This is a genomic window from Arthrobacter gallicola, assembly GCF_014836775.1.
Classification (GTDB): domain Bacteria; phylum Actinomycetota; class Actinomycetes; order Actinomycetales; family Micrococcaceae; genus Arthrobacter_B; species Arthrobacter_B gallicola.
On record NZ_JACSQD010000005.1, the window covers coordinates 15,825 to 39,294 of the forward strand.

25 protein-coding genes and 1 pseudogene are annotated in these 23,470 nt (G+C 66.1%); 9 read left to right on the forward strand and 17 right to left on the reverse strand.

Going from position 1 to position 23,470, the window contains the following annotated elements; genetic code table 11:
• Positions 1 to 99: 99 nt before the first annotated feature.
• The 4 genes from H9639_RS11200 (at position 100) to H9639_RS11215 (ending at position 3,343) form a co-directional block, all read left to right on the forward strand.
• Positions 100 to 1,065 carry a quinone oxidoreductase family protein gene (locus H9639_RS11200; protein WP_191808170.1) on the forward strand — a complete coding sequence of 322 codons (966 nt, stop codon included), beginning with the start codon at positions 100 to 102 and terminating at the stop codon, positions 1,063 to 1,065.
• A gap of 1,315 nt (positions 1,066 to 2,380) precedes the next feature.
• Positions 2,381 to 2,551, forward strand: a complete 171-nt coding sequence (locus tag H9639_RS16875) for a helix-turn-helix domain-containing protein (protein ID WP_225219527.1) — start codon at positions 2,381 to 2,383, stop codon at positions 2,549 to 2,551.
• Positions 2,552 to 2,586: 35 nt separating this feature from the next.
• Positions 2,587 to 2,994, forward strand: coding sequence for a hypothetical protein (locus H9639_RS11210; protein WP_191808172.1), 408 nt, complete (start codon positions 2,587 to 2,589; stop codon positions 2,992 to 2,994).
• Positions 2,995 to 3,010: 16 nt separating this feature from the next.
• Complete coding sequence (locus H9639_RS11215; RefSeq protein ID WP_191808173.1) at positions 3,011 to 3,343, forward strand: TfoX/Sxy family protein; 333 nt, start codon at positions 3,011 to 3,013, stop codon at positions 3,341 to 3,343.
• Here H9639_RS11215 and H9639_RS11220 read toward each other — a convergent pair.
• The 4 genes and pseudogenes from H9639_RS11220 to pheS form a co-directional block, all read right to left on the reverse strand.
• A complete protein-coding gene (locus tag H9639_RS11220; RefSeq protein WP_318242064.1) occupies positions 3,340 to 3,960 on the reverse strand; it encodes an HAD family hydrolase in 621 nt (206 codons plus the stop codon). The genes H9639_RS11215 and H9639_RS11220 overlap by 4 nt on opposite strands.
• Positions 3,961 to 4,028: 68 nt before the next feature.
• A pseudogene (locus H9639_RS17285) lies at positions 4,029 to 4,234 on the reverse strand (phenylalanine--tRNA ligase subunit beta-related protein); the annotation flags it as partial.
• Between the two features lie 750 nt (positions 4,235 to 4,984).
• A complete protein-coding gene (gene pheT / locus H9639_RS11230) occupies positions 4,985 to 7,528 on the reverse strand; it encodes a phenylalanine--tRNA ligase subunit beta (RefSeq protein WP_191808174.1) in 2,544 nt (847 codons plus the stop codon).
• Positions 7,529 to 8,605 (reverse strand): phenylalanine--tRNA ligase subunit alpha, encoded by a 1,077-nt coding sequence (gene pheS / locus H9639_RS11235; RefSeq protein WP_191808175.1) that lies wholly within the window; start codon positions 8,603 to 8,605, stop codon positions 7,529 to 7,531.
• A 151-nt stretch (positions 8,606 to 8,756) separates the two neighbouring features.
• On the opposite strand from pheS, the gene H9639_RS11240 reads away from it, so the two are divergent.
• Positions 8,757 to 9,266, forward strand: coding sequence for a hypothetical protein (locus H9639_RS11240; protein ID WP_191808176.1), 510 nt, complete (start codon positions 8,757 to 8,759; stop codon positions 9,264 to 9,266).
• A 42-nt stretch (positions 9,267 to 9,308) separates the two neighbouring features.
• Positions 9,309 to 10,373: an Rv2578c family radical SAM protein gene (locus H9639_RS11245; protein WP_191808177.1), complete on the forward strand. Its 1,065-nt coding sequence runs from the start codon at positions 9,309 to 9,311 to the stop codon at positions 10,371 to 10,373.
• A 37-nt stretch (positions 10,374 to 10,410) separates the two neighbouring features.
• Here the strand turns inward: H9639_RS11245 and H9639_RS11250 are convergent, their stop codons facing one another.
• The gene (locus H9639_RS11250; protein WP_191808412.1) at positions 10,411 to 10,884 is read right to left on the reverse strand and encodes a (deoxy)nucleoside triphosphate pyrophosphohydrolase; all 474 of its coding nucleotides are present in this window, start codon (positions 10,882 to 10,884) and stop codon (positions 10,411 to 10,413) included.
• A 222-nt stretch (positions 10,885 to 11,106) separates the two neighbouring features.
• Here H9639_RS11250 and H9639_RS11255 point away from each other — a divergent pair, with 222 nt between their 5' ends.
• A complete protein-coding gene (locus H9639_RS11255; RefSeq protein WP_191808178.1) occupies positions 11,107 to 12,366 on the forward strand; it encodes an MFS transporter in 1,260 nt (419 codons plus the stop codon).
• 16 nt (positions 12,367 to 12,382) lie between these two features.
• On the opposite strand, the gene H9639_RS11260 is transcribed toward H9639_RS11255, so the two are convergent.
• The 4 genes from H9639_RS11260 to infC all read right to left on the reverse strand — a co-directional run bounded on the left by H9639_RS11260 (position 12,383) and on the right by infC (position 15,408).
• Complete coding sequence (locus H9639_RS11260) at positions 12,383 to 13,285, reverse strand: TrmH family RNA methyltransferase (protein WP_191808179.1); 903 nt, start codon at positions 13,283 to 13,285, stop codon at positions 12,383 to 12,385.
• 18 nt (positions 13,286 to 13,303) lie between these two features.
• Entirely contained in the window at positions 13,304 to 13,975 is a 672-nt protein-coding gene (rplT, locus tag H9639_RS11265) for a 50S ribosomal protein L20, sunset domain variant (RefSeq protein WP_191808180.1), read from the reverse strand.
• 126 nt (positions 13,976 to 14,101) lie between these two features.
• The gene (rpmI, locus tag H9639_RS11270; RefSeq protein ID WP_055240480.1) at positions 14,102 to 14,296 is read right to left on the reverse strand and encodes a 50S ribosomal protein L35; all 195 of its coding nucleotides are present in this window, start codon (positions 14,294 to 14,296) and stop codon (positions 14,102 to 14,104) included.
• A gap of 116 nt (positions 14,297 to 14,412) precedes the next feature.
• Complete coding sequence (gene infC, locus H9639_RS11275) at positions 14,413 to 15,408, reverse strand: translation initiation factor IF-3 (RefSeq protein WP_404799752.1); 996 nt, start codon at positions 15,406 to 15,408, stop codon at positions 14,413 to 14,415.
• Positions 15,409 to 15,798: 390 nt separating this feature from the next.
• On the opposite strand from infC, the gene H9639_RS11280 reads away from it, so the two are divergent.
• Positions 15,799 to 16,224 carry a DUF1844 domain-containing protein gene (locus H9639_RS11280; protein WP_191808181.1) on the forward strand — a complete coding sequence of 142 codons (426 nt, stop codon included), beginning with the start codon at positions 15,799 to 15,801 and terminating at the stop codon, positions 16,222 to 16,224.
• A 71-nt stretch (positions 16,225 to 16,295) separates the two neighbouring features.
• Here H9639_RS11280 and H9639_RS11285 read toward each other — a convergent pair whose 3' ends face one another.
• The 8 genes from H9639_RS11285 to H9639_RS11320 all read right to left on the reverse strand — a co-directional run bounded on the left by H9639_RS11285 (position 16,296) and on the right by H9639_RS11320 (position 22,408).
• On the reverse strand, positions 16,296 to 17,612 hold the full coding sequence (locus tag H9639_RS11285) for an MFS transporter (RefSeq protein WP_191808182.1): 1,317 nt from the start codon (positions 17,610 to 17,612) through the stop codon (positions 16,296 to 16,298).
• Positions 17,613 to 17,640: 28 nt separating this feature from the next.
• Positions 17,641 to 18,489, reverse strand: a complete 849-nt coding sequence (locus H9639_RS11290) for an SseB family protein (protein ID WP_191808183.1) — start codon at positions 18,487 to 18,489, stop codon at positions 17,641 to 17,643.
• A 5-nt stretch (positions 18,490 to 18,494) separates the two neighbouring features.
• Positions 18,495 to 19,244 carry a bifunctional 1-(5-phosphoribosyl)-5-((5-phosphoribosylamino)methylideneamino)imidazole-4-carboxamide isomerase/phosphoribosylanthranilate isomerase PriA gene (priA, locus tag H9639_RS11295; RefSeq protein ID WP_191808184.1) on the reverse strand — a complete coding sequence of 250 codons (750 nt, stop codon included), beginning with the start codon at positions 19,242 to 19,244 and terminating at the stop codon, positions 18,495 to 18,497.
• Positions 19,245 to 19,267: 23 nt separating this feature from the next.
• Positions 19,268 to 19,423, reverse strand: coding sequence for a hypothetical protein (locus H9639_RS11300; protein ID WP_191808185.1), 156 nt, complete (start codon positions 19,421 to 19,423; stop codon positions 19,268 to 19,270).
• 3 nt (positions 19,424 to 19,426) lie between these two features.
• Positions 19,427 to 20,065: an imidazole glycerol phosphate synthase subunit HisH gene (gene hisH / locus H9639_RS11305; RefSeq protein WP_191808186.1), complete on the reverse strand. Its 639-nt coding sequence runs from the start codon at positions 20,063 to 20,065 to the stop codon at positions 19,427 to 19,429.
• Positions 20,062 to 20,679, reverse strand: coding sequence for an imidazoleglycerol-phosphate dehydratase HisB (gene hisB / locus H9639_RS11310; RefSeq protein WP_066302893.1), 618 nt, complete (start codon positions 20,677 to 20,679; stop codon positions 20,062 to 20,064). The genes hisH and hisB overlap by 4 nt, the downstream gene beginning before the upstream one ends.
• Before the next feature lie 85 nt (positions 20,680 to 20,764).
• Entirely contained in the window at positions 20,765 to 21,865 is a 1,101-nt protein-coding gene (locus tag H9639_RS11315; protein ID WP_191808187.1) for a histidinol-phosphate transaminase, read from the reverse strand.
• A gap of 93 nt (positions 21,866 to 21,958) precedes the next feature.
• The gene (locus tag H9639_RS11320; protein ID WP_191808188.1) at positions 21,959 to 22,408 is read right to left on the reverse strand and encodes a LysM peptidoglycan-binding domain-containing protein; all 450 of its coding nucleotides are present in this window, start codon (positions 22,406 to 22,408) and stop codon (positions 21,959 to 21,961) included.
• A 372-nt stretch (positions 22,409 to 22,780) separates the two neighbouring features.
• Here H9639_RS11320 and lexA point away from each other — a divergent pair, with 372 nt between their 5' ends.
• The gene (gene lexA, locus H9639_RS11325) at positions 22,781 to 23,467 is read left to right on the forward strand and encodes a transcriptional repressor LexA (RefSeq protein WP_225219531.1); all 687 of its coding nucleotides are present in this window, start codon (positions 22,781 to 22,783) and stop codon (positions 23,465 to 23,467) included.
• Positions 23,468 to 23,470 lie beyond the last annotated feature (3 nt).

Below are 23,470 nucleotides of genomic sequence, written 5' to 3' on the forward strand. Positions count from 1 at the left end.
ATGCATTTTGACTGCGGGCAGGTCCGCCGGCGGTGACGGGCCTACGATGGTGTCCACATGCTGCCAGGTAAACACACCCCGAGCTGATTGAGGCAACCCATGCACAAAGCCATTGTCGTCCCCCAGGCCGGCGGACCCGGCGTCCTGCGCTATGAAGAGGTGGACCTGCCGGTTCCCGGGCCGAACGAGCTGCTCGTGAAAGTGGCGGCCGCCGGCGTGAACTTTATCGACACCTACCAGCGCAGCGGTGTCTACAAGATGGACTACCCGTTCATTCCCGGTTCGGAGGCGGCCGGAACGGTGGTGTCCGCGGGCCTGGAGGTCGCCGCTTTCCGGGAAGGCGACCACGTGGCCACCGCCGAGGGAGGCGGCGCCTACTCCGAGTACATGCTGCTGGACGCGGACAAGGCCCTGCCGGTACCGCCGGGTGTGGATATCAAGGTGGCGGCCGCGCTTCCGCTGCAGGGGATTACGGCGCACTACCTGTGCAATTCGACGTACCCGGTGCAGTCCGGAGAAACGGTGCTCACCCATGCCGGGGCCGGCGGCGTCGGCCTGCTGCTGATCCAGCTGCTCAAAGCCAAGGGCGCCACGGTGATCACCACGGTCTCCAGCGATGAAAAGGCCGAGCTGGCGGCCGGAGCGGGCGCGGACCACGTGCTGCGCTATGACGGCTTCGCGGACCGGGTGCGGGAGCTGACCAACGGCCGCGGCGTGGATGTGGTGTTCGACGGCGTGGGCAAGGCAACCTTTGACGGTTCCCTGGCCAGCCTCCACCCGCGCGGCATGATGGTGCTCTTCGGCGGCGCGTCCGGCCAGGTACCCCCGTTCGACATCCAGCGGCTGAACGCCCTGGGCTCGCTCTACCTGACCCGGCCGACCATCCGGGATTACCTGCGCAGTGCCGAGGAACGCCAGTGGCGTGCCCGCGAGCTGTTCGAAATGGTGGAGGCCGGGACCCTGGATGTGCGGATCGGTGCGACCTATACCCTGGCCGAGGCTGCGCAGGCGCAGGAGGATCTGGAGGGCCGGAAGACCACCGGCAAGGTGCTGCTGGTTCCGTAGTCCGGAACCCTGACTTTTCCCCGGCCAGGCCCTAGTGGCGTAGGCCTGGTGGGGATCAGACCTGGTGGGGACGGCGCAGGCCTGGTCGGGAGGGCTCAGATAGCGTCGGCTCCCCGACCCGGCAGAGGGCAGCGGCTTCGTAGCTGGTCTCCTTTTTTCACTCGCCCGGTCTGGGAACCCGGCAACGCTGCGACGGGCGACGGCTCTGGGCCGGCGGGGCTTTTTCGTGGTTTCCCTGCACTCTGGGACATCCCTGCCACATTGGGACACCAGCGGGCAGGGTTTCCCTCCCCTTTGGGACATCCCTGCCACCTCGGGACACCAACGAGCAACCATTCCCTGCACTATGGGACACCCCTGCCACCTCGGGAAACCAGCGGGCAGGGTTTCCCTCCCCTTTGGGACATCCCTGCCACCTCGGGACAACAACGAGCAGGGTTTCCCTGCACTATGGGACATCCCTGCCACATTGGGACAATCCTGCGCGGCGCCACGGCAGGAAAGTCCCAAACGGGGAGGAATGTCCCAAATGGCAGAGTTTCCTGGCGCTGGGGTCCTTCCACCGGCCCTCCACTTTGTGCGCCCCATGCCTCAGGTCATCCAGTTTGCAAGCCAACAAAGATGGACAGGCACTGGGCGCCGGCCGACACGCGTTCCCACTGTTAGTTGTGCGGAGTGACTGGTGTGACCCCATCTGCCACAGGAGGCTACATAGAGTGGGAACGCGTGTCGGGGGCCGGCGGTCGGGGCCGGTGGTCGGGGCCGGTGGTCGGGTCCAGGCTGGACGGAGCCCGGCTGGACGGCGTCAAGCTGGCCCTGCCGGACGGGGTCGGGGCGGTGGGCGGGTTGGACAGCGGGCAGGGCGGGTTGGACAGCGGGCAGGGCGGGCCGGCTTCGGTAGAAGGCCACCGGAAGACCTTGCTCAATCCAGAGCATTGCCTTATCGCTCATCAATAAAACTATGAAGCGATAAGGCGGGAATCGTGGGGAGCAGCAGCACGGCCCAGAGGTCCAAATTGACATCGGCCGCACTGGTTGCCGTGTGGCTGGTCGCAGTAGAGGCAGCTGTTGGCAGCGCACTGGAGGTTTATACGATCATTTCAGGGCGCACACACTCCTAGCTTTCAACGGCGCCGATCCACGACTTTCCCTCAGCATGCTCCCCCAAATCAATCATGCTGAACTTCGGCAGGGAACAGCCGTCTGCCTTGTCGATGCTCCTTTCTGGCTACGCCTGTTGAGCGCAGCGCCTGCTTGCCTTTACTTTGCCTTAGCACTGGTGGCGGCCGTACTGGTGACGCGGGTGGTACATGGGATGACCTTGATTGAACTTTCCCGACTGACCGGGATCGCACTGGCAAACCTATCCACTTTGAAAACGAACAAAGCGAAGGACATTCGCTTCACCACCCTGACCGCGGTCTGCGATGCGCTCCGGACTAGACCGGATGAACTCTTGAGGATCGACCCGCCAGAGGCCCCGTAGCGCTGACCCCGCTGGAATGTGCGAGACTCGGCGCCATGATCAGCGCTAAGGCTCCGGATAGCGTCACGATGCTCGACGCCGCGAGCATCGTCCTCGTCGTTGCCGGCGCTCTGTGCGCCACCCTGATTAGCCTGCCGCCAAGATCCCAGCTGGCTCAGGCCACACCGCTCCTCTTCGGATTCGCTCTCACCGTCCGAGTGATCGTGGACCGCCAGGCCGCCGCCCGGCACGAAACCGTGCGAACCGTCAAACCCAAAGGCAAGCGCCTGGGGTCCGCGGCATTCCTGGGAGCGGTCATCGTTCCGGTTCTTTACTTCAGCGCGGTTCCGGGGCACGGTTGGTTAGCCCTCGGCTATCTTTTTGTAGGTATGGGCATAAGCGCCTCGTCGCTGGTGGAGAGCCGGAAAACGGATCAGGAGGATCCTGTCAACAACGATCCTTAGCAGGAGGCAGCAGGACATGCAGACGGACCCGGCACGAGACGCCCTGGCACAGCGCATCCGGCAGAGCCTTGCGTTCCACCCAGACGTCCGGGAGAAAAACATGTTCGGGGGCGTGGCCTTTATGGTGGACGGCCAACTGGCTGTCTCGGCGGGCCGGGACGGAGACCTGCTGGTGCGGGTGGATCCGTCAGGTTACCGGGACCTGCTCACCGCCGGCGGACAGCCTGCTTATATGGGCACGGGCCGGCCGATGGGTGAAGGGTGGGTAACCGTTCCCATGGAAATCATCGTGGACGATGAAGCCCTGAACTGGTGGATCACCGTCGGCCGCACCTCGCGGAGCGGCTAAGCCGGATCGGCCAGCAGGTCCAGCTCCTGCCTCAGGTCGGTGTCCTCCGTGTGCAGGACTACGCGTATACCGAGTGCCTCTGCCGCTTGGATATTCGCCGGATTATCGTCAATGAACACAACGTTCTCGGGTGCTGCCTGCAAATCGGCCAGGACGTGTTTGAAGATTCTCGGGTCGGGCTTCGCCATGCCCAGCCGGCCACTGAAGTACCGTCTGTAAAAGTACCCCGGCCAGGTCTCCGCCGCCTCAAAACGCCGCGACATACCCGCTGGCATGTTCGACAGCAGCGCCAGCTGTGCGCCCTCATTGCTCAGCGAGTGCAAAACGTCCAAGGTTGCTGGATTCATGCGGGCCCACAGCGCGGCGTCGAGGGACTCCAGCAGCTCCACCTCGTTCTCCGCTGCCGGGTGCCCCAGCACACCGGACCAGTACGCTTCGGGACTCAGATCACCGGCGTCGAACCCATGACGTCCCGCCCAATAGGGGCTCGACGGCGGCTGCAGGTCGAGCCCGGTGGCGCGGCACAGGTCGTCCCAGTCTTCTTGAACCGGCGCCGTCGAGATCACCATGCCGTAGTCGAAGAGGTACCAGGTGCCGGGGCGGGAAAGAGTTCTCACCGGACACAAGCTAGCAAATTGCTGCAGGCCCCGCCGGAAAACCGGCGAGGCCTGCTGAAACAACCAAACTACCGCTGCACGGCACCAAACCGCTCACCAGCCAGCGCGACGGCGGCGGCACGGACTCGGAGGCCTCGTCCGCGGTCAGCGTGCGGTCGGCAGCCCGGAAGCGTAGGGCGAAGGCGAGGGACTTGTGCCCCTCGTCGATGCCCTTGCCGGCGTAGACATCAAACAGTGCGATGTCTTCCAGCAGTTCCCCGGCGCCTTCGCGCAGGGTTTCCCTGCACTATGGGACACCCCTGCCAGATCGAGACAACAACGAGCAGGGTTTCCCTCCCCTTTGGGACATCCCTGCCACATTGGGACACCAACGGGCAACGATTCCTTGCGCTAGGGACTTCCCTGCCACCTCGGGACAATCCTGCGCGGCGCCACGGCAGGAAAGTCCCAAACTGGGAGGAATGTCCCAAAGGGCAGGGTTTCCTGGCACTGGGGACATTCTCCCGGCCCTCCGCTTTGTGCGGCCAATGCCTCTGAGGTCATCCAGTTGGCAGGCCAACAAAGATGGACAGGCATGCCGGGCGCCAGCCGACACGCGTTCCCACTGTTAGTTGTGCGGAGTGACTGGTGTGACCCCATCTGCCACAGGAGGCTACATAGAGTGGGAACGCGTGTCGGGGGCCGGTGGTAGGGGCCCGGATGGACGGCGTCGGGCTGGGCGGGACCGCCGCCGGACCCGACGGGGTGAGGCAGTCCGCTGGTTCAACCCGAATCCCAAACTGCTGGCCGGCAGCGGCCTGGCAATCCTTCTGACCGCGGCCCTTGGCACATACACGGCATCCCGGACCGGGTACGCCGGGATTGGTTTGGGCTTCTTCCTCATCGGCCTCGGCTGGGCGGCCCAGTTCCTCGTCACCTGCCGCAAGCCGTAGAGGGCCGGCACCCCCACGCGAAACACTGCAGGCCGCACAAAACACTGCAGGCCCCGCCGGAAAACCCGGCGGGGCCTGCTAAAACAACAAAACTACCGCTGCACGGCACCAAACCGCTCAGCAGCCAGCGCGACGGCGGCGGCACGGGATTCGGAGGCCTCGTCCGCGGTCAGCGTGCGGTCCGCAGCCCGGAAGCGCAGGGCGAAGGCGAGGGACTTGTGCCCCTCGTCGATGCCCTTGCCGGTGTAGACATCAAACAGGGCGATGTCTTCCAGCAGTTCCCCGGCGCCTTCGCGCAGGGTCTCCAGGACGGCTTCTGCCGGGATCTCCTCCGCAACAATCAAGGCCACATCCTGAGTCGTAGCCGGGTAGGCCGAGATCTCGCGGGAGACGATCACGTCCGGTGCAGCCTCGAAGAGGGCATCGGCGTTGATTTCCAGTGCCACCGTGCGGGCCGGCATGTCCCGGGCCGCGAGCAGCTTCGGGTGGAGTTCGCCGGCGTAGCCCACGGTTTCGCCGCTGCGCAGCGAGATCTTCGCGGTGCGTCCCGGGTGGAAAGCCTGGTGTTCGCCCTGGCTGATCACCAGTTCGACGCCGAGCACGTCGCCCATGAGCCGGGCCGTGTCGACGGCGTCGGCCCAGTCCCAGGCGCGAGGGGTGTGACCGGCGCCGGCGGGAGACTCATGCCCGGTGAACAGCGCACCAATGTGCAGCGGCTGATCCGGAATGCCGTTGTACAGCGCGTCCAGAACCTCTTCCGAGGGCCTGACACCCAGCGGCGGAATGGACTCGGTGCCGGTCTCGTCGCCGGGCAGGAAGACCGCCGCGGACTCAAACAGCGCCAGGTCCCGGAACCCCCGGGACAGGTTCCGCTTGGCGACGTCGAACAGGCCCGGCAGCACCGAGGTGCGCAGGTAGCCGAACTCGGCGCTGAGCGGATTGGCCAGCTTCAGCGCCCGGAGCTGCTCGCCGGCAACCGGCGTGCCGAAGGTGTTGTTGTCCTCTTCCGTCACAAACGGGTAGGAGAGCACTTCGGTGAGACCCGACGCCGCCAGGGACTGGAGCAGGCGGCGGCGCTGCTGCTGGACACGGGTCAGGCCGCGCCCGGGAGGCGCGGTCGGCAGCGTGGAAGGAATCTGGTCGTAACCGACCAGGCGGATGATTTCCTCGGTGAGGTCCTCACGCGTCTCCAGGTCCGGCCGCCAGCTCGGCGGCGACACCCGGTAGCCGCCGTCGGCCTTTTCCACGTCGGCGCCCAGATCGGCCAGCGTCCCGGTGATCTGCTCCTCGGTGAAGTTGTAACCGATCAGCTTGGCCGGGAAGTCCGCGGGCAGGAAGATGCTCCGGGTTTCCGGCGCGGTGCCGGCGTCGGTGATGGACGGATCGGCGGTGCCGCCGGCCAGTTCCACCAGCAGGTCGACTGCACGCTGCGCCGCGATGTCCGCCACGTACCAGTCCACTCCCCGTTCGAAGCGCTTGGACGCTTCGGAGGGCAGCTTATGACGGCGGCGGGAACGGCCGATGCTGACGTCGTCGAAGTGCGCTGCCTCGATCAGGACGTTGCGAGTGGTACCGGAGGCCTCGGTGGTGGCTCCGCCCATCACGCCGGCGATGCCGATGGGGCCGGACTCGTCGGTAATCAGCAGGTCCTCGGGATCGAGGGTGCGGACCTTGTCATCCAGGGTCTTGATGGTCTCTCCCGGGGCGGCACGGCGGACGGTGATTTCGCCGGTGAGCTTGTCCAGGTCGTAGAAGTGCAGCGGCTGTCCGAGCTCGAGCATCACGTAGTTGGAGATGTCCACGATCAGGGAGATCGAGCGCATGCCGGCCAAGCGCAGGCGCGAGGACATCCACGTCGGCGTCGGACGGGTCGGATCAACGCCGCGGACGGTGCGGGCAACGAACCGGTCGCAGCCGGGCTCGCCGTAGATCGGGGCGTCGTCTGCCAGGCGCACCGGGTACCCGGCGCCGTCGGCCTCCGGAACCTCCACCGTGGCGGCGGGATCGGTGAACTTGGTGCCGGTGGCGTGGGCGTACTCCCGGGCGGCGCCGCGGATGGAGAAGACATAGCCGCGGTCCGGGGTGACGTTGATTTCGGCTGCCTGGTCGTAGAGACCGAGCAGTTCCAGCGCGTCAGTGCCGATTTCCGGGTCCAGGCCAAGGGTGGAGAGCACCAGGATGCCGTCGTGGTCCTCGCCGATGCCCAGTTCACGGACCGAGGCGATCATGCCGGCGGAAACGTGGCCATAGGTCTTGCGCGGGCTGATCCGGAAGTCTCCGGGCAGCACGGCGCCGGGCAGGGTGACAACCACCTTGTCCCCGACCTCGAAGTTGTGCGCACCGCAGACGATGCCCTGTACGCCGGACGGATCGATCCCGTCACCGCTCAGCGTCTGCTCGGTACCTTCGGGCACTACGCGGACGGTGCACCAGTTGATGGTTTTGCCGTTCTTCTGCGGTTCGGGCTCTTTGGAGAGCACCTGACCCACAACCACCGGGCCCTGCAGCTCGTCGGTGGGACGGTGGACGTCCTCTTCCTCCAAACCAACCTTGACCAGCTCGGCCATCACGTCTTCGGCGGTTGCGTCCGCCGGAACCTGGGCATACTCGCGCAGCCAGGAAAGTGGGATTCTCACTTAGATCTCCATCCCGAAGTGTTCGCTGAAACGTACGTCGCCTTCGATCATGTCCCGCATATCCGATACTTCGTTGCGGAACATCAGGGCACGTTCAATGCCCATGCCAAAGGCAAAACCTGAATAGACCTCGGGGTCAATGCCCGCTGCGCGCAGCACGTTGGGGTTGACCATGCCGCAGCCGCCCCACTCGATCCAGCGTGGCCCGCCCTTGGCGCCGGGGTGCCAGATGTCCAGCTCGGCGCTGGGTTCGGTGAACGGGAAGTAGTTGGGCCGGAGCCGGACCTTCGCCTCGTCGCCGAAGAGCACGCGGGTGAAGTGTTCCAGGGTGCCGACCAGGTCTGCCATGGTCAGGCCCTTGTCGATGGCCAGGCCTTCGAACTGGTGGAACACCGGGGTGTGGGTCGCATCGAGCTCGTCGGTGCGGAACACCTTCCCGGGGCAGAGCACGTAGATCGGCAGGTCACGCTCGAGCATGGAACGGACCTGGACCGGTGAGGTGTGCGTGCGCATGAGCAGGTGCGCTTCGGGAGGCTCCACGAAGAAGGTGTCCTGCATTTCGCGGGCCGGGTGGTCCGGCTCGAAGTTCAGCGCGTCAAAGTTGAACCACTCGGATTCGACCTCGGGGCCTTCGGCGATTTCCCAGCCCATGCCCACAAAAATGTCACTGACGCGGTCCTGCAGGGTGGACAGCGGGTGGCGTCCGCCGATGCGGCGGCGGCGCGGGGCAGCCGTGACGTCAACGGCTTCCTCGACGAGGATCCGGGCGTCGCGCTCAGCTTCCAGCTCAACGGTGCGGGCGGCGAGCGCCTGGTTGATCCGTCCGCGGGCAGGGCCAACGACCTTGCCGGCCGCTGCTTTCTGCTCCTTGGGGAGTCCGCCGATCTGCCGGTTGGCCAGGGCCAGCGGCGACTTCTCACCGGTAACGGCGATGCGGACGTCCTTGAGGGCGTCCAGGTCGGCCGCGGAGCTGATGGCTGCGAGCGCTGCGTCGACGGCGGCTGTGACCGCTGACTCGTCCAGCGGGTTGGGTGCCGCGGTGTCTGGGGAGTCCATCCCCGGTATGGAATTCGACATGTACCGTTCTTACCTGTTTCCGGCCGTGTTGGTTGGTGTTTCCTAAAAGATGCTCGCAGGCAAAGGTACGAAGCCTGCGGCTACCAGTCTAACCAACGAACACCTGGCGGCCGGGCAGTGTGAAGGCGCACCGCTGCCCTACCATTGGCCCATGACTCCGGCCCAGCGAACAGGCAGCGGCAGCCACCGCCTCCGGCTCCCGCATCGGCTTCGCCGCACGGTGAATCTGCTCAACGGAACGACGGCGGCAGGCCTGGTCATGGGGCGGACCGCAGGGCTGCGGCTGCGGCGCGGGCCGGCGGGGATCCTGCTCGCCGGGGGTTGGACGCACAGGCTCCCGCACGCAGCAGCTTTCACCGTCGGCAACGTCGTGATCTACCGTTCGCGGGTTTCGGCTGCCTTCGAGCCTTCCGCGGCGGGGTCAGCTTCTCCCCTGCTGCGGCACGAGGCAAGGCACACCTCCCAGTACGCCGTGCTTGGCTGGGCCTTCCTGCCGCTGTATTTCGCCGCCGCGGGGATATCCCGGCTGCGTTCCGGCGACCCGGCGTCGGCCAACATCTTCGAAATCCTGGCCGGGCTCGACGACGGCGGCTACCGGAGCGCCGGTGCGGGCGCCCAGCGCCCAGCCGGTCCATGCACGGACAGCGCACAAAGAGGCTGACCCCACCGGGGGAATCATTCGAACATATGTTCTAATGGTGGGATGAGGTGGCAGCAGCAGGAACCCAAGGCCGCACCCGCAGCGGAGGTTTTACTGCCCCTGCAGGGACTTGTCAGGTCGGTTCAGACCCCGGCTTTCGCCGGGGTCACCTTCCACGAAGTTCTGGCCAAGTCGGTGCTGAATAAGGTCCCCGCGTCTTCCTCCATGCCGTTTGGCTGGACGGTGAACCCGTACCGCGGCTGCAGCCACGCCTGCGTCTACTGCTTCGCCCGCAAAACGCACAGCTACCTGGACCTGGACTCCGGGGCGGATTTCGACAGCCAGCTGGTGGTGAAGACCAACACGGGCGAGGTACTCCGCCGGGAGCTGGCCCGGCCCTCCTGGAAGCACGAGCATGTGGCGATGGGAACCAACACCGACCCCTATCAGCGCGCTGAAGGCCGCTACAAGCTCATGCCGGAGATCATCCGCGCCCTGGCGGACAGCGGCACACCGTTCTCCATCCTCACCAAGGGGACCCTGCTGGCACGGGACCTTCCGCTGCTGACCGAGGCCGCCCAGCACACTCCAATCAGCATGGGAATCTCCCTGGCCCTGCTGGATCCGGACCTTGCCAAGCGGGTTGAGCCGGGCACCCCGTCCCCGAAGGCACGACTGGAGCTGATCAGCCGGATCCGGGATGCCGGCATGGAATGCAACGTGATGGCCATGCCGATCCTGCCGTGGCTGACCGACGGAGACGAATCGCTGGACGCACTCTTCTCCGCCCTGGCTGCCGCCGGTGCATCGTCCGTCACCGCCGGCGCACTGCACCTCCGCCCCGGTGCACGCGAGTGGTACCGGCAATGGCTGGGCCGGGACTATCCGCAGCTGAGCGCTAAGTACGATGCTCTATTCACCGGCGGGTCCTATGCCTCCAAGGAATACCGGACCTGGCTGGCCGGGCGCATCCGGTTCTTCAAGGCCCGCCACGGCTTCGACGGCAAAAACCAGTTCCTCGCCACCCGCAGCGCCGGGCAGCGGCCTGGGGACCGGGCAGCCGTCCCGGCGTTGCCCGCCAAGCCGGGTCAGGAGCGGCTTCCGGCTGCGGCTGGAACCCTGTTCTGATTCCGGCTACGGCAGGGTTTGCTGCTGGTGGGACGTCCTAGGATGGCTCCCGCGGTGGTCGTTGCAGCTGGAGGGCAGGATTCTGCACGCCGGCTGCCTGCAGCATCGCCGAGACGATCGGCAGGTCAGCGGGGATCCACGGCAGCTCCGCGAGCTCCAGTGAATCGAGCCGGACCCAGCGCAGTTCGTCATGGTCCTCCAGCGGCTGCGGCTCACCGGCGGTGAGCTGGACCAGCCAGACCCGCATCGCCGCAGACTGGTTCAGCGGCCAGCCCTGCGCCAGGGGCCCGGTAATCTCGGCACCCAGAGCAACCTCCACGCCCAGCTCCTCGGCCAGTTCACGGTGCAGGGCGGCTTCACACGTCTCCCCCGGCTCCACCTTCCCGCCAGGGAACTCCCACATTCCGGCATACTGCTCGGGTGCGGACCGGCGGGCAGCCAGGAGGCTGCGTGGACTGCGCAGGTCATCAACGATCGCGGCACCGACCACCTGCTTCAACTCTGGATTCAACACAGCTCGAGTCTACGGTCCCCGCTGCACTACACTGGACGGCGACGGTTCAACGCCGTCCCCGGCCCGGTTTCTCGCAGCAGAGTTCTCGCTGCGGGGTCCTGCCTCTGGTTATCCAGTGCGGCGGAACCGGCAGCCCCTCTCCCGCAGCCTGGCCATCCATGCGCGTCCGTGTGTCCACGGGCCCGCGGCTCACCGCTGATCCGAAAGCACCACATTTTTATGCCTGCACCGAGTACATCGGCTTCCACAACCCGCAACGCCGCCCTGGCGATCACCGCTCTAGCCGCCGGCGGCTTTGCCATCGGCACCACCGAATTCGCCATCATGGGCCTGCTCCAGGAAATGGTGACCGACCTTGGCATCTCGGTCCCCGCGGGCGGACACGTGATCTCCGCCTACGCCCTGGGCGTCGTCGTCGGAGCTCCGCTGCTCGCGGCGCTCGGAGCCAAGATGCCGCGCAAACGGCTAGCGCTGGGCCTGATGGCGTTCTTCGCCGTCGCCAACCTCTCCTCCTTCATCGCCCCGGACTACGGCTGGCTGCTGGTAACCCGGTTCCTCTCGGGCCTTCCGCACGGAGCGTTCTTCGGCGTTGCCGCCGTCATCGCGGCCTCCCTGGTGGCGCCAACCCGGCGTGGCTGGGCGATATCCATGGTGATGCTTGGCCTGAGCGTCGCCAACGTGATCGGTGTTCCGTTCGCGACCTGGCTGGGCCAGCAGGCAGGCTGGCGCTGGATGTTTGTCCTGGTCGGCGCCATTGCCCTGCTCAGCGTTGCCCTGGTGGCACGGTTCGTGCCGTTCCAGGCAGCACACCCTGACGCCAGTATCCGGCGTGAGCTGAGTGCCCTGCGCCGGATTCAGGTCTGGCTGGCGCTGCTGGTGGGCACGGTCGGATTTGGCGGGTTCTTCGCCGTTTACACCTATATCTCCCCCACCATGACCGAAGTTGCCGGGCTCCCACTCTCCGTTCTGCCCCTGATCGTTGGGCTGTACGGTGTGGGCCAGGTCGTCGGCAACGTCGTCGGCGGACGGATCGCGGACCGCTCTGTCATGGGCAGTATCTACGCAGTGCTGGCCGGTACGGCAGTCATCCTGGCCATCTACGCCTGGGCCGTGCAGTACAAGGCGGGCGCCGTCATCCTGGTATTCCTTGTCGGGGCCATTGGCTCCGCGCTGACTCCGGCCCTGCAGACCCGCCTGCTGGATGTGTCCCCGGGGGCTCCGTCCCTTGCCTCCTCGCTGAACCATGCTGCCCTGAACGTTGCTAACGCGCTCGGTGCCATGGTCGGCGGGCTTGTTATTGCCTGGGGATGGGGGTTCCGTTCTCCCGCCGTCGTGGGAGCTGTTCTGGCCCTGCTGGGCCTGGGCATCGCGCTGCTTAGCGGTGAACTGGACCGCCGGCGCGCGAAGCAGGGTCTGGAAGGTTCCGGACAGCCCGCTTCCGGGGCCGGCCCGGTGCCGGATACATCCAGCTCACGGTAGCCGCAGTCTCAGTACGTCAGCGGTTTTGGGCGCGGGCGGAGGCGTACAGGCATACGGTGGCGGCCGTGCCCACGTTGAGGCTTTCAGCCTGCCCGTACACGGGAACGGCTACGCGGCGGTCGGCGGCGTCGAGTTCGGTCTGTGAGAGGCCCTGAGCCTCGTTGCCGAAGAGCCATGCGGTTGGATCCTCCAGCCGCGGACCGGCGCTGTTCCCGGCATCGGCGGCGGGAGCCAGCCGGCGGAGGGCTGAGGCGTCCTGGAGCTCGTCCAGATCCTGGTCCCCGTAGCCGTCGGCGGCAAGTATGGTGATTCCGGCGTCGTGCAGTGCACTGGCCAGCTCTGCGAAGTCCACGCCGGAAACAACCGGCAGATGAAAGAGCGAGCCGGCGGTGGACCGGACGGCTTTGGGGTTATGAATGTCAACGCTGGAAGCCGTCAGGATCACGGCGTCTGCGCCGGCCGAATCAGCGGCCCGCAGGATAGTTCCCGCGTTTCCCGGATCCCGTACCTCGCACATAACGGCCAGCAGTCTGGGCCTCCGCGCCAGCACGTCTTCAAGAGCCGGTGACTGGATGCGGCAGACAGCAATGATTCCCTGTGGAGACACGGTGTCCGCCATGGCGGCCAGGACGTCGTCGGTGGCCAGCCGCAGGGTCAGCCCCCGGCTAAGGTCGGCCAGTTCCGGCACGCGTTCCAGGCAGGCGGGAGTCGCATAGACCTCATGCACGACGGCGGGACGGCCCGCGTCCGCGGCCCTGCGGTGCGAGAGCAGTGCCTCACGTACGGCCTGCGGCCCTTCGGCCAGGAACCTGCCGGTCTTTAAACGCGCCGAACGCCCCGCCAGCTTCGCCGCTTCCTTCACCCGATCGGCTCGGGGATTGGACATCAGCGGCGCTGGGGAGCGTCCGGCGTCAAACATGTTCAGCAGATACCGAACTTAGCCCTGGAACTTCTGGCGGGCTTCGCCGCCAGCAGGCTCCAGGCCAGCAGCCTTAGCTGCTTCCACGGAGTTGAACCAGTACTCGGCCTCAGTCTGCTCGTACCAGGTGGAACCCGGAACGTGGTACTTGCCGGTGGCGGCACCCTTGATGACAAAGCCCTCGGGAGCTTCGCCTTCAGATGCCTTGAAACCGCCGTCAGCAACGGTGGCGGTTGCGGCCGGGGCAGCCTTCGCAGCCGGAGCGGTCTTAGCAGCCTTGGCCGGGGCCTTCTTGGCAACCGGAGCTGCGGCAGCGGCCGGAGCGGAGGTGTCGGACGGGAGAGCATCCTTGGCAACCTGCACCAGGGTGGCGAACGCGTTGGCGTCGTTCACGGCCAGCTCGGCGAGCATGCGGCGGTCAACCTCGATCTCAGCAGCCTTCAGGCCCTGGATGAGGCGGTTGTAGGTGAGGCCGTTGGCGCGGGAAGCAGCGTTGATGCGCTGGATCCAGAGGCGGCGGAAGTCACCCTTGCGCTTGCGGCGGTCACCGTAGCTGTACACATACGAGTGCAGCAGCTGCTCTTTGGCCTTGCGGACCAGGCGCGAACGCTGTCCGCGGTAGCCCTTGGCGCGCTCGAGGATTACCCGACGCTTCTTATGGGCGTTAATCGCCCGCTTCACACGTGCCACGTGCGTACTCCTTAAAAATTATGTCCCGCGCACTTCTTCTGTGTGCGATGGCCTGCAGGAGGCCACGGGAAAGCTAGATGGTTGGTGGAACAGTCCTTTGGCGGACCGCCCGGTTGGAAGGATCGGCTACTTGCCGAGCATCTTCTTGATGACCTTGGCCTCGCCCGGGGTGACAATCTTGTCACCGGCAAGACGGCGGGTCAGGCGGGAGGACTTGTGCTCCAGGTAGTGGCGGCGATTGGCCTGCTGGCGCTTGAGCTTGCCGGTACCGGTGAGCTTGAAGCGCTTCTTGGCGCCACTGTGGGTCTTCATCTTCGGCATGACTACCGATCTCCTTTTGATTTCCGCGGGACAGGCCCGCGGGGCTATGGGCACCTGTAAAAGGTGTCAGGGTTTCCTAGGGACGCCTGGGCGTTCTAAGCGGTGTTGCGCGTGGACTACTCCGCAGCGCCAGGCTTTTTCTGGCCGGCACCCGGGGCGGGTGCCTTGCCAGCGGGCTTGGGTGCAGCGGCCGGCTTGGGCCGGGCGGCAGGCTTCGGCGCGGCCGGCTTGACGGCTGTCGGCTTCGGCACTGCCATCGGCTTCGGGGCTTCGGCGGGCTTTGCCGGCGCAGGAGCTGTCCGGGTGGCAGGCTTCGCGGCCTGGGCCGGCTTGGCTGCTGCTGCCTTGGCGGCTTCCTCAGCACGGCGGGTCTCGGCTGCTGCCTTGTCCGCAGCGGCCTTGGCTGCCTGCTCTGCCTGCTCCTTCTCAGCCTTTTCCTTCTCAGCGCGGGCCTTATCGGCCTCTGCAGCGGAGGAACCGAGGCGCAGACCGTCCGGCAGGAGGTCTGCCAGGCTCTGCGTCATCGGAGCCTTGTCGGCACTGGTGTCGACCCGTTCCGGTGCGCCGCCGTTCTTGGCGGCTTCATTGGCCGCCTTGGACTCGGCGCGCTGGGATGCACGGCGGGCTTCAGCCTTCGCTTCGGCCTTGTTCTTCACCGGACCAATGACCATGACCATGTTTCGTCCGTCGATGCGGGGGCTGGATTCAACAACACCCACCTCGGAGACATCCTCTGCGAACTTCTGCAGCAGGCGGATACCCATCTCGGGGCGCTGCTGCTCACGTCCACGGAACTGGATCATGGCCTTGACCTTGTCACCCGCGGCGAGGAAGCGGAGGGCATGCCCGCGCTTGGTCTCGTAGTCGTGGGTGTCGATCTTGAGACGGAAACGGATTTCCTTCAGGACCGTGTTGGTCTGGTTCTTGCGTGCCTCGCGGGCCTTGACTGCGGCTTCGTACTTGTACTTGCCGAAGTCCATTAGTTTGCACACCGGCGGCTTGGCCTGCGGTGCTACCTCAACAAGATCCAGGTCGGACTCCGCTGCCAGTCGCAGGGCGTCCTCAATCCGGACCACACCTACCTGTTCCCCAGCCGGTCCTACCAACCGCACCTCAGGGACACGGATCCGATCATTGATTCTTGGCTCGCTAATGTTGCAGCTCCTGTTTGACTAAAAACGGCTACCGCCTGCAAATGAAGAAGGCCTCCAATTGCAAGCGCAATCGAAGGCCTCGAGGGGTCAGCCGGCGCCGTTGAACAGCACACTTTCCGCTGGGCGCCATCCAAAGATGGAGCCCGGGAAGGGCCGACCTGAACCCGGCAACTCTGATCCGGCACTAAGCTGGATTAATCAGGCTGACGCGGGTGGGAGAGTCTCCGCTTGCATACCGGTTGTGCACTCAGGAAAGCAGCTCACTGCAGTGTTTCCACTGATGTTTCAGCTTTGCGGTGAGCTGCCGTAAGTAACGCCAACCGGTCGGTCTGTGACAAGCTTACCAGTATGAGTACCCCACAGAGCAATCCGGCTGGCGATTCTGCCCGCCATTCCTTCCCCGGCACCGCCGAAGAAGGCCATTCCCACACTGAAGCACCCCAGGTTTCGGCCCACGTGCGCGATATCGCAGAAGTTGCCGCCGTCGAGGTCATCACAACTGCGGCCGTCCACCTGATGAGCGCCGCGGCCGTCAAGTGCGGCCTGGCTGAAGGCTCCGACGCCGAAGAGCTGAAGGACCTGGACGAGGCCCGCAAGCTGATCACGGCGCTTGCCGGGTTCGTTACCGCCGCCGCGCCTGAAATCGGCAGCCAGCACGCTGGCCCGTTGCGCGACGGCCTGCGCTCCCTGCAGCTCGCGTTCCGCGAAGCGTCCTTGGTTCCGGATGCACCGGGCCAGGGCCCGGGCGAGAAATTCACCGGTCCGGTCAACTAGCAGGTTTCCCCGCCGGCAAAGCCCGAAGAGTCTGTACTCTTCGGGCTTTTTGCTGCGCTTACTGTCTTTTGTCAGACCCTTATCCGCCGGCGGATAACCATTGCCCGGGTGCCCAGCGTCAGCAGGGCCATCATTGCGGCAGCGGCTCCTGCGAATGCGAAGCCGGACCACGGGCCGATGGTGTCGATGGCTGCGCCCGCCAGCGGGGCACCGATAGCGGTTCCGGTTGTGAGCGCGGACCCGTACCAGCCCATGGCTTCACCGCGCCGTTCCTCCGTCACCAGGTCAGCTACCCGTTCCGATGCCGCCGAAAGCACCGGAGCGCAGAGCAGGCCGCCGGGGATGGAGAGCAGAGCGAGGCTGAGGGTGTCTGTGGCGAAGGACATGGGCAGGGTCAGCACCGCCATGGCCAGCAGCAGCAGCATCGGCGAGATCCGCCTGGTCATAGCGCCGTACAGCAGTCCGCCCACCAGGGACGCAGCGCACCAGACGGCGAACACGATGCCGAGTTTCCCCGGATCCCCGGACGATTCAACCAGGGCAACGATCCCGACGTCGGTGCTGGCCAGCAGCAGCCCGGCCCCGGCAGCAACCACGAAGACGACGGCCACGCTGACGGTCATCCAGGAGAAGCCGGCAGCAGCACGGCGCAGGAGCCCCCCGGAGTTCGCGGGATCCGCGGCATCCGCCGCGGCTCCGGCCGCCTGGGTCAGTTCGGCAGCCGGCTCGCGCAGGTGTGCCGGGGCGGCGGTAACGACGGCGGCTGTGGCCGCCTCAACGTCGTGCGGCGGGACGGCGCCGTCCGCTGCGGAGCGGGTGGGCGGGTTGAACCACATCAGGAACACACCGGCGGCCGCCGTCGAGATTCCCACCAGCGTCAAACCCACCACCGTCGAAATGGAGGTGGCCAGGACAGCGCCCACGGCGGGCCCGCCCATGAACACGATTTCCGTGGCGATGGAGTCCAGGGTGAACGCCGTGCGGCGCTTCTCCCCCGCGGCCAGGACGCCCAGCGACTGGCGGACCACACTGAACACCGGCAGGGTGAAGAGCCCGCCGATCAGCGCCAGCACCAGCAGCCATTCGTAGCTGACGTGCGGTGCAACGGACCAGATGACGGCCTCGGAAATAACGGAGGGGATCAGTGCCTTGCGCAGCCCCACGTTGTCCACCCGCCGCCCCCGCCAGGGTGCACCGACCGCAATACCGATGGTCACCACCGCGGCCACTGCCCCGGCTGCCGCGTACCCCTTGTCGAGGGTGAGCACCACGTGAAGTGTCAGCAGCACACCGGCCGCAGCATGGGGGAAACGGGCAAGCATACCGACCAGGAGCACCCGGCGGACGGGGACGATCGCCAGCAGGTCCCGGTAGAGACGAAAGTTCACTGCACTTCTCTTCTGGCCCGCGGGCCTCTCAGCGCGTGATCTTCAGTTCCAGTGAATCCACACGCTCAACAAATTCGGGGTGGGCGGCCAGGCTGCGCTGCAGGGCCGCCGCAACGGTCTGCACATCCTCCTGGGCGAGGCCTGGGACCAGTTGAAGCGTTACCCGCAGCTCCGGCCCGGCGCCTCCGCCGGAAACCAGCGTACCGTCTGCCGTCCGTGATGCGACGCCGCCCGCGGCGGAGAGCTGGACCTGCCGGACCGCCGGCTGCGCGGCGGCCGCATCGGACACGATTGCGGTGAGGGAACCGTCGGTGTAGGACGGCACCCACTCCCTCTGCTGGGCCAGGGCCCAGGTTGCCGGACGCCGGACCACGAAGGTCATGTCACTGCCTGGGTCGATGACGAGCAGCTGCGCCTCTTCGGCCACCGCCGAGAGGGCAGCACGCGGCGCGTAAACCGCAACCGGGCGTGCCTGCGGATGCCAGCGCGAAAGGGAGTCCACGGAGGAAAACACCGGAAGTGCCTTCCGCCCGTCCGGGGCAGTGAGTGTCACCAGGGCCAGGTCGGCTTCTTTGTCGGCGGTCAGCCCATGCTCTGATTCGGCTTCCTCGCCAAGGGTCGCGATGATGGCAACGTAGACCCGGGCTGTGGCCAGGGAGGCTACAACTTCAGCCTCGGTTCCCTTGCCCGCAACGAGGGCTTCGAGCGCGGCCGTGTACCCGGCGTCGGGCTTTCCGTCGTCCTTATCGAACTGGTGGAGCGGATTGCCGTCCCCCTCCAGGCTGCGTCCGGCCCACGGCTGGCCGGCGGAGTCGGTGGCTCCCCCGGCACCGGCCAGGGCGGCGGCGATGTGCCCGGGCAGTTCGCGTTTAGCCATGGCTGCTAGCGCTCCGGGTGGCCTGCGACGTCGAGGGCCTGGGGCAGCGTGAAGGCTCCGGCATACAGTGCCTTGCCAACGATGGTGCCCTCCAGGCCAAGCGGGACCAGCTCGCGCAGCGCGGCGAGGTCATCGAGGCTGGAGATGCCGCCGGAGGCAACAACGGGGCGGTCGGTGCGGGAGAGCACCTCGCGGAGCAGCTCGACGTTCGGTCCGCGCAGCGTCCCGTCCTTGGTGACGTCAGTAACGACATAGCGGGGGCAGCCGGCCTCTTCGAGGCGGGCAAGGACCTCCCAGAGGTCTCCGCCTTCCTTGGTCCAGCCGCGGGCCGCGAGCGTGGTGCCGCGGACATCCAGTCCGACGGCGATCGCGTCGCCGTAACGGGCGATCGCGCTGGCCGTCCATTCCGGGTTCTCCAGGGCAGCAGTTCCCAGGTTCACACGCCGGGCGCCGAGTTCCAGGGCCTTCTCCAGGGATGCGTCGTCACGGATGCCGCCGGAAAGCTCCACCTTGATATCCAGTGCCTTAACCACGCGCTTGAGCAGCGGGAGGTTGCTGCCGCGCCCGAAAGCGGCGTCCAGGTCCACCAGGTGAACCCACTCGGCGCCGTCGTTCTGCCAGGCCATGGCCGCGTCCAGCGGGTCGCCGTAGCTGGTTTCGCTGCCGGCTTCCCCCTGGACCAGGCGGACGGCCTGGCCGTCGGCCACGTCCACGGCGGGCAGGAGTTCAAGGATGGGAGTATCGGTGAGCGTCATGTTCTGCTTTCAGTGATTCCGGCTCAGAGGCCGTAGGTGAGTAGGTAGGCACCCAGCAGGGACATCCCCGCCAGGACCCAGAAACTGATGCTGATAAATCTGGGCAGGCCCTGCCTGCGGAAGGAGATTGCGCCGCCGGCGAGCAGACCGGCGACTCCCATAAGGACTACGCTCCACATGGCTTATCCCAGTCCCTTGAGCCAGTTTTCGAGCAGGGCAGCGCCGGCGTCGCCCGACTTTTCCGGGTGGAACTGCGTGGCAGACAGCGGACCGTTCTCCACAGCCGCGACAAACGGACCGCCGTGGCGGGCCCAGGTCACCAGGGGCGGATTCATGGCAGGCTGCGTGACGTCGAAGTCCCACTTCTGCACGCCGTAGCTGTGGACGAAGTAGAACCGCTCATCCTCAATACCCTTGAACAGGTTGGAGCCGGCGGGCGCCTCGACGGTATTCCAGCCCATGTGCGGAACCACCTCGGCGTCCAGGCGCTCCACAACGCCGGGCCATTCACCCATTCCCTCGGTCCGCACGCCGTGCTCGACACCTTCCTCGAAAAGGACCTGCAGGCCCACGCAGATCCCCAGGACCGGGCGTCCGCCGGCCACGCGCCGGCCGATCATCCGCAGCGCATCTACGTCCTTGAGCCCCTGCATCACGGCCGCAAAGGCGCCGACGCCCGGTACCAGGAGCCCGTCAGCGTTGAGCACATCCGCTGACTTGGAGCTCAGGGTGACTTCGGCACCCACCCGTTCCAGTGCGCGGACGGCTGAGTGGATGTTGCCGGATCCGTAGTCCAGGACGGTGACGCGGCGATTACTCAAAGTGCTCCCTTGGTGGACGGGATTCCCTCAACACGGGGATCCGGTTCGACGGCGGCGCGCAGTGCGCGGGCAAAGGCCTTGAACTGTGCCTCTACGATGTGGTGCGGATCCCTGCCGCCGAGCACGGTCATGTGCAGGCAGATCTGGGCGTGCAGGGTGATCGCTTCAAAGACATGGCGGGTCAGCGAGCCCGTGAAGTGGCCGCCGATCAGGTGGTATTCCTGGCCGGCCGGTTCGCCCGAATGCACCAGGTACGGGCGCCCGGAAATGTCGACGACCGCGTTGGCCAGGGCTTCATCCAGCGGCACGGTTGCTTCACCGAAGCGGCGGATGCCCGCCTTGTTCCCGAGAGCCGTTTTCAGCGCTTCGCCGATGCTGATCGCAACGTCTTCGACGGTGTGGTGGGCATCGATGTGGGTGTCACCGGTCGCCTTGACCGTGAGATCGATCAGGGAGTGCTTTGCCAGCGCGGTAAGCATGTGGTCATAGAAGGGCACCGAAGTGCTGATATCCGAACGGCCGGTGCCGTCCAGGTCCAGTTCCACAAGCACGGAGGATTCGCTGGTGGTCCGCTCCAGGCGGGCGGTGCGGCCGATGGCGGTTTCCACGGTCATTGAAGGTTCCTTTGAAAGAAGGGGTCTCTGGTACCAGTCTAGTGTTTGAATCCGGCCGGACCCGAAGCGCGGGCCAGCTCCTGCATTAGGCGGCGAGCAGGCTCCGGAGGCCGGTGAGGAAGGCCGTGGTCTCAGCCTCGGTCCCCGCCGTCACCCTCAGATGTCCCGGAATGCCGACGTCACGGATCAGGACGCCCGCGTCGAGCAGTCCCTGCCAGATGCGTTCGGGATCCTCGAGGCCGCCAAAAAAGACGAAGTTGGCGTCCGAAGGAGCAGGCTGCAGGCCCATCTCCCTCAGCTCAGTGACGATGCGGTCGCGCTGGGCCTTAATGTCCTCCACGTTGGCCAGCAGCGCACCGGCATGGGCCAGGGCCGCGTTGGCCGTTGCCTGGGTGACCGCGGACAGGTGGTACGGCAGCCGGACCAGGCGCAGGGCATCCGCGATCTCCGGCGCAGCAGCAAGGTAGCCCAGGCGCGCTCCGGCAAGGGCGAATGCTTTGCTCATGGTCCGCGAGACGATGAGCCGTTCGCGGCCGGGCAGCAGCTCCAGGGCGCTCGGCGTGCCGGCGTGGGAGAACTCCGCGTAGGCCTCGTCCACGATGACGATCGCGTTGGATGCTTTCCCGGCTTCGTAGACGGCCTCGATGACATCCAGTCCCAGGGCGGTCCCGGTGGGGTTGTTCGGCGTGCAGAGGAAGACGATGTTTGGAGCTGCGGCCCGGACCTGGGCAGCTGCGGATTCGGCGGACAGGCTGAAGTCTGCCGCGCGTTCGCCGGTGACGTAACGGGTTCCGGCTCCGCTGGAAAGCAGCGGATACATCGAGTAGGTGGGAGGGAAGCTCATGGCTGTTCGGCCGGGTCCGCCGAAGGCCTGGAGCACCTGCTGCAGCACCTCGTTGGAGCCGTTGCCGGCCCAGATGTTCTCAATCCCCAGGCCGTGGCCAAGGTAGGCAGCCAGCCGTTCGCGGAGTTCGGTGAATTCGCGGTCCGGGTAACGGTTCAGCCCCGAGACCGCCCGCTGAACGGAGGCCGTGATTGCCTCCTGCACCTCCTGCGGCAGGCCATGGGTGTTCTCATTGACGTTCAGCAGGATGGGAACTTCCAGCTGCGGCGCGCCGTAGGGGGTGAGGCCCCGAAGATCGTCGCGCAGGGGAAGTCGGTTGAGTTTTTCCAGCTGTTCAGTCACTAGTCCAGCTTAAGCCGCGCCCTCCCCCGCGCAGAATCCGCGGCTCAAGGTGACGCTGCGTAAAGGATGCGGGTTGGAGGGTCAGCCGGAAGGTCAGCTGGAAACCGGAATGTAGAGCTGGGCGCCGGCGGGTACCACGGCGTCGCTGAGGTTGTTCAGCTCCATGATGTCCGCAATCACTTCGCGCGGGTCCCGGTCCGGGGCGTATTCGGCGGCCAGCCCCCAAAGCGAGTCCCCCGTGGAGACGCTGATCTGCTGGGTCCGGGTCTGTTCGCCGGCACTGCCTGCAGCCAGGGCCGGTGCAGTGAAGAAGCCGACGAAGGTCAGGAGTGCCGCGCCGCCGAGCATAATCGGGGCACCAACGAGCAGGAGGCGTCCGCGGCGGGTGAGGCGGAGCGGGGCAGCGGACGAGACCTGGCTCGATGCCGCAGCACGGGAAGGCTGGGCGGTACGGGAGGCCTGGGCGGTGCTGTAAGTCTTGGCGGTGCGGGCAGGGCGGGCAAAGCTCAGTGATGTGCGGGGTGCCGCAAGCTGAACTGTCATGGCAAAACCTTTCCGGTTCGATCCAGATCCTGAGGCCGTGACTTCACGGTTTCGAAACTGACTTCGAACAGTTGGCAACCTCGAATCGAACATGTATTCGATTCCTGCTGTTCCTTTTCTAGCATCTATCTACGAACGATGTCGAGACTCACTCGAACAAATGTTTGAAAATGACCTTGCTCTCACCTAGCGTTGAGACCAGTGGAGACCGTTCGACATCAGCGAACCATCCGCCACTGACATCGCAGTGACCAGCACCAACCGCCCCGGCCCGGCCGGAACGCTCGAAGGGAAGCCGAAGTGCCCCGTAGGACCAACTCCGAAGGCCGTCCGGCTGCGTCCGTCCAGGCCGGTTCCGCCCGCCCCAAGTCACTGACACCCCGGCAGAAGAAGATCCTCGAAACGATTCAGGCGTCTGTCACCGCCAACGGCTACCCGCCCTCGATGCGGGAGATCGGTGACACGGTGGGGCTGGCGAGCCTGTCCAGCGTGACCCATCAACTCAGCCAGCTGGAGAAAATGGGGTACATCCGCCGCGACCCCAAGCGTCCCCGGGCAATGGAGATCCTTGTCCCCCTGCTGATGCATACCGAGCGGACCGCTTCAGGCACGGCGCCTGGACCCCGGACAGAGTCGGCGGACTCCCCCGCGCAGTCGAACGTCACGGAGCTGACGACAGCGGTGGACACCGCCATGGTTCCCCTGGTTGGCCGGATCGCTGCCGGCGGTCCCATCCTCGCCGAACAGGTCGTGGAGGAGATGATTCCCCTGCCGCGCCAGCTGGTGGGCCATGGCGAACTGTTTATGCTCCGGGTTTCCGGCGATTCAATGGTGGACGCCGCGATCTGCGACGGCGACTGGGTTGTGGTCCGCCGCCAGCCGACCGCCGAAAACGGTGACATTGTGGCAGCGCTCCTGGATGACGAGGCCACGGTCAAGACCTTCCGGCAGCGCAACGGCCACACCTGGCTCCTGCCTCAGAACACCAGGTACGAGCCCATCATGGGCGACCACGCCACCATCATGGGCAAGGTCGTTTCCGTTATGCGTTCCCTCTAACCC

What these genes read in the sequence shown, in the direction of transcription:
- H9639_RS11200 (WP_191808170.1), top strand. Translation starts at nt 100, where the DNA reads ATGCACAAAGCCATTGTCGTCCCCCAGGCCGGCGGACCCGGCGTCCTG.
- H9639_RS11320 (WP_191808188.1), bottom strand. Translation starts at nt 22,408, where the DNA reads ATGACAGTTCAGCTTGCGGCACCCCGCACATCACTGAGCTTTGCCCGC.
- H9639_RS11240 (WP_191808176.1), top strand. Translation starts at nt 8,757, where the DNA reads ATGACTCCGGCCCAGCGAACAGGCAGCGGCAGCCACCGCCTCCGGCTC.
- H9639_RS11300 (WP_191808185.1), bottom strand. Translation starts at nt 19,423, where the DNA reads ATGTGGAGCGTAGTCCTTATGGGAGTCGCCGGTCTGCTCGCCGGCGGC.
- H9639_RS11255 (WP_191808178.1), top strand. Translation starts at nt 11,107, where the DNA reads ATGCCTGCACCGAGTACATCGGCTTCCACAACCCGCAACGCCGCCCTG.
- H9639_RS16875 (WP_225219527.1), top strand. Translation starts at nt 2,381, where the DNA reads ATGACCTTGATTGAACTTTCCCGACTGACCGGGATCGCACTGGCAAAC.
- pheS (WP_191808175.1), bottom strand. Translation starts at nt 8,605, where the DNA reads ATGTCGAATTCCATACCGGGGATGGACTCCCCAGACACCGCGGCACCC.
- rpmI (WP_055240480.1), bottom strand. Translation starts at nt 14,296, where the DNA reads ATGCCGAAGATGAAGACCCACAGTGGCGCCAAGAAGCGCTTCAAGCTC.
- H9639_RS11210 (WP_191808172.1), top strand. Translation starts at nt 2,587, where the DNA reads ATGATCAGCGCTAAGGCTCCGGATAGCGTCACGATGCTCGACGCCGCG.
- H9639_RS11245 (WP_191808177.1), top strand. Translation starts at nt 9,309, where the DNA reads ATGAGGTGGCAGCAGCAGGAACCCAAGGCCGCACCCGCAGCGGAGGTT.
- H9639_RS11215 (WP_191808173.1), top strand. Translation starts at nt 3,011, where the DNA reads ATGCAGACGGACCCGGCACGAGACGCCCTGGCACAGCGCATCCGGCAG.
- H9639_RS11260 (WP_191808179.1), bottom strand. Translation starts at nt 13,285, where the DNA reads ATGTTTGACGCCGGACGCTCCCCAGCGCCGCTGATGTCCAATCCCCGA.
- hisB (WP_066302893.1), bottom strand. Translation starts at nt 20,679, where the DNA reads ATGACCGTGGAAACCGCCATCGGCCGCACCGCCCGCCTGGAGCGGACC.
- H9639_RS11280 (WP_191808181.1), top strand. Translation starts at nt 15,799, where the DNA reads ATGAGTACCCCACAGAGCAATCCGGCTGGCGATTCTGCCCGCCATTCC.
- priA (WP_191808184.1), bottom strand. Translation starts at nt 19,244, where the DNA reads ATGACGCTCACCGATACTCCCATCCTTGAACTCCTGCCCGCCGTGGAC.
- H9639_RS11290 (WP_191808183.1), bottom strand. Translation starts at nt 18,489, where the DNA reads ATGGCTAAACGCGAACTGCCCGGGCACATCGCCGCCGCCCTGGCCGGT.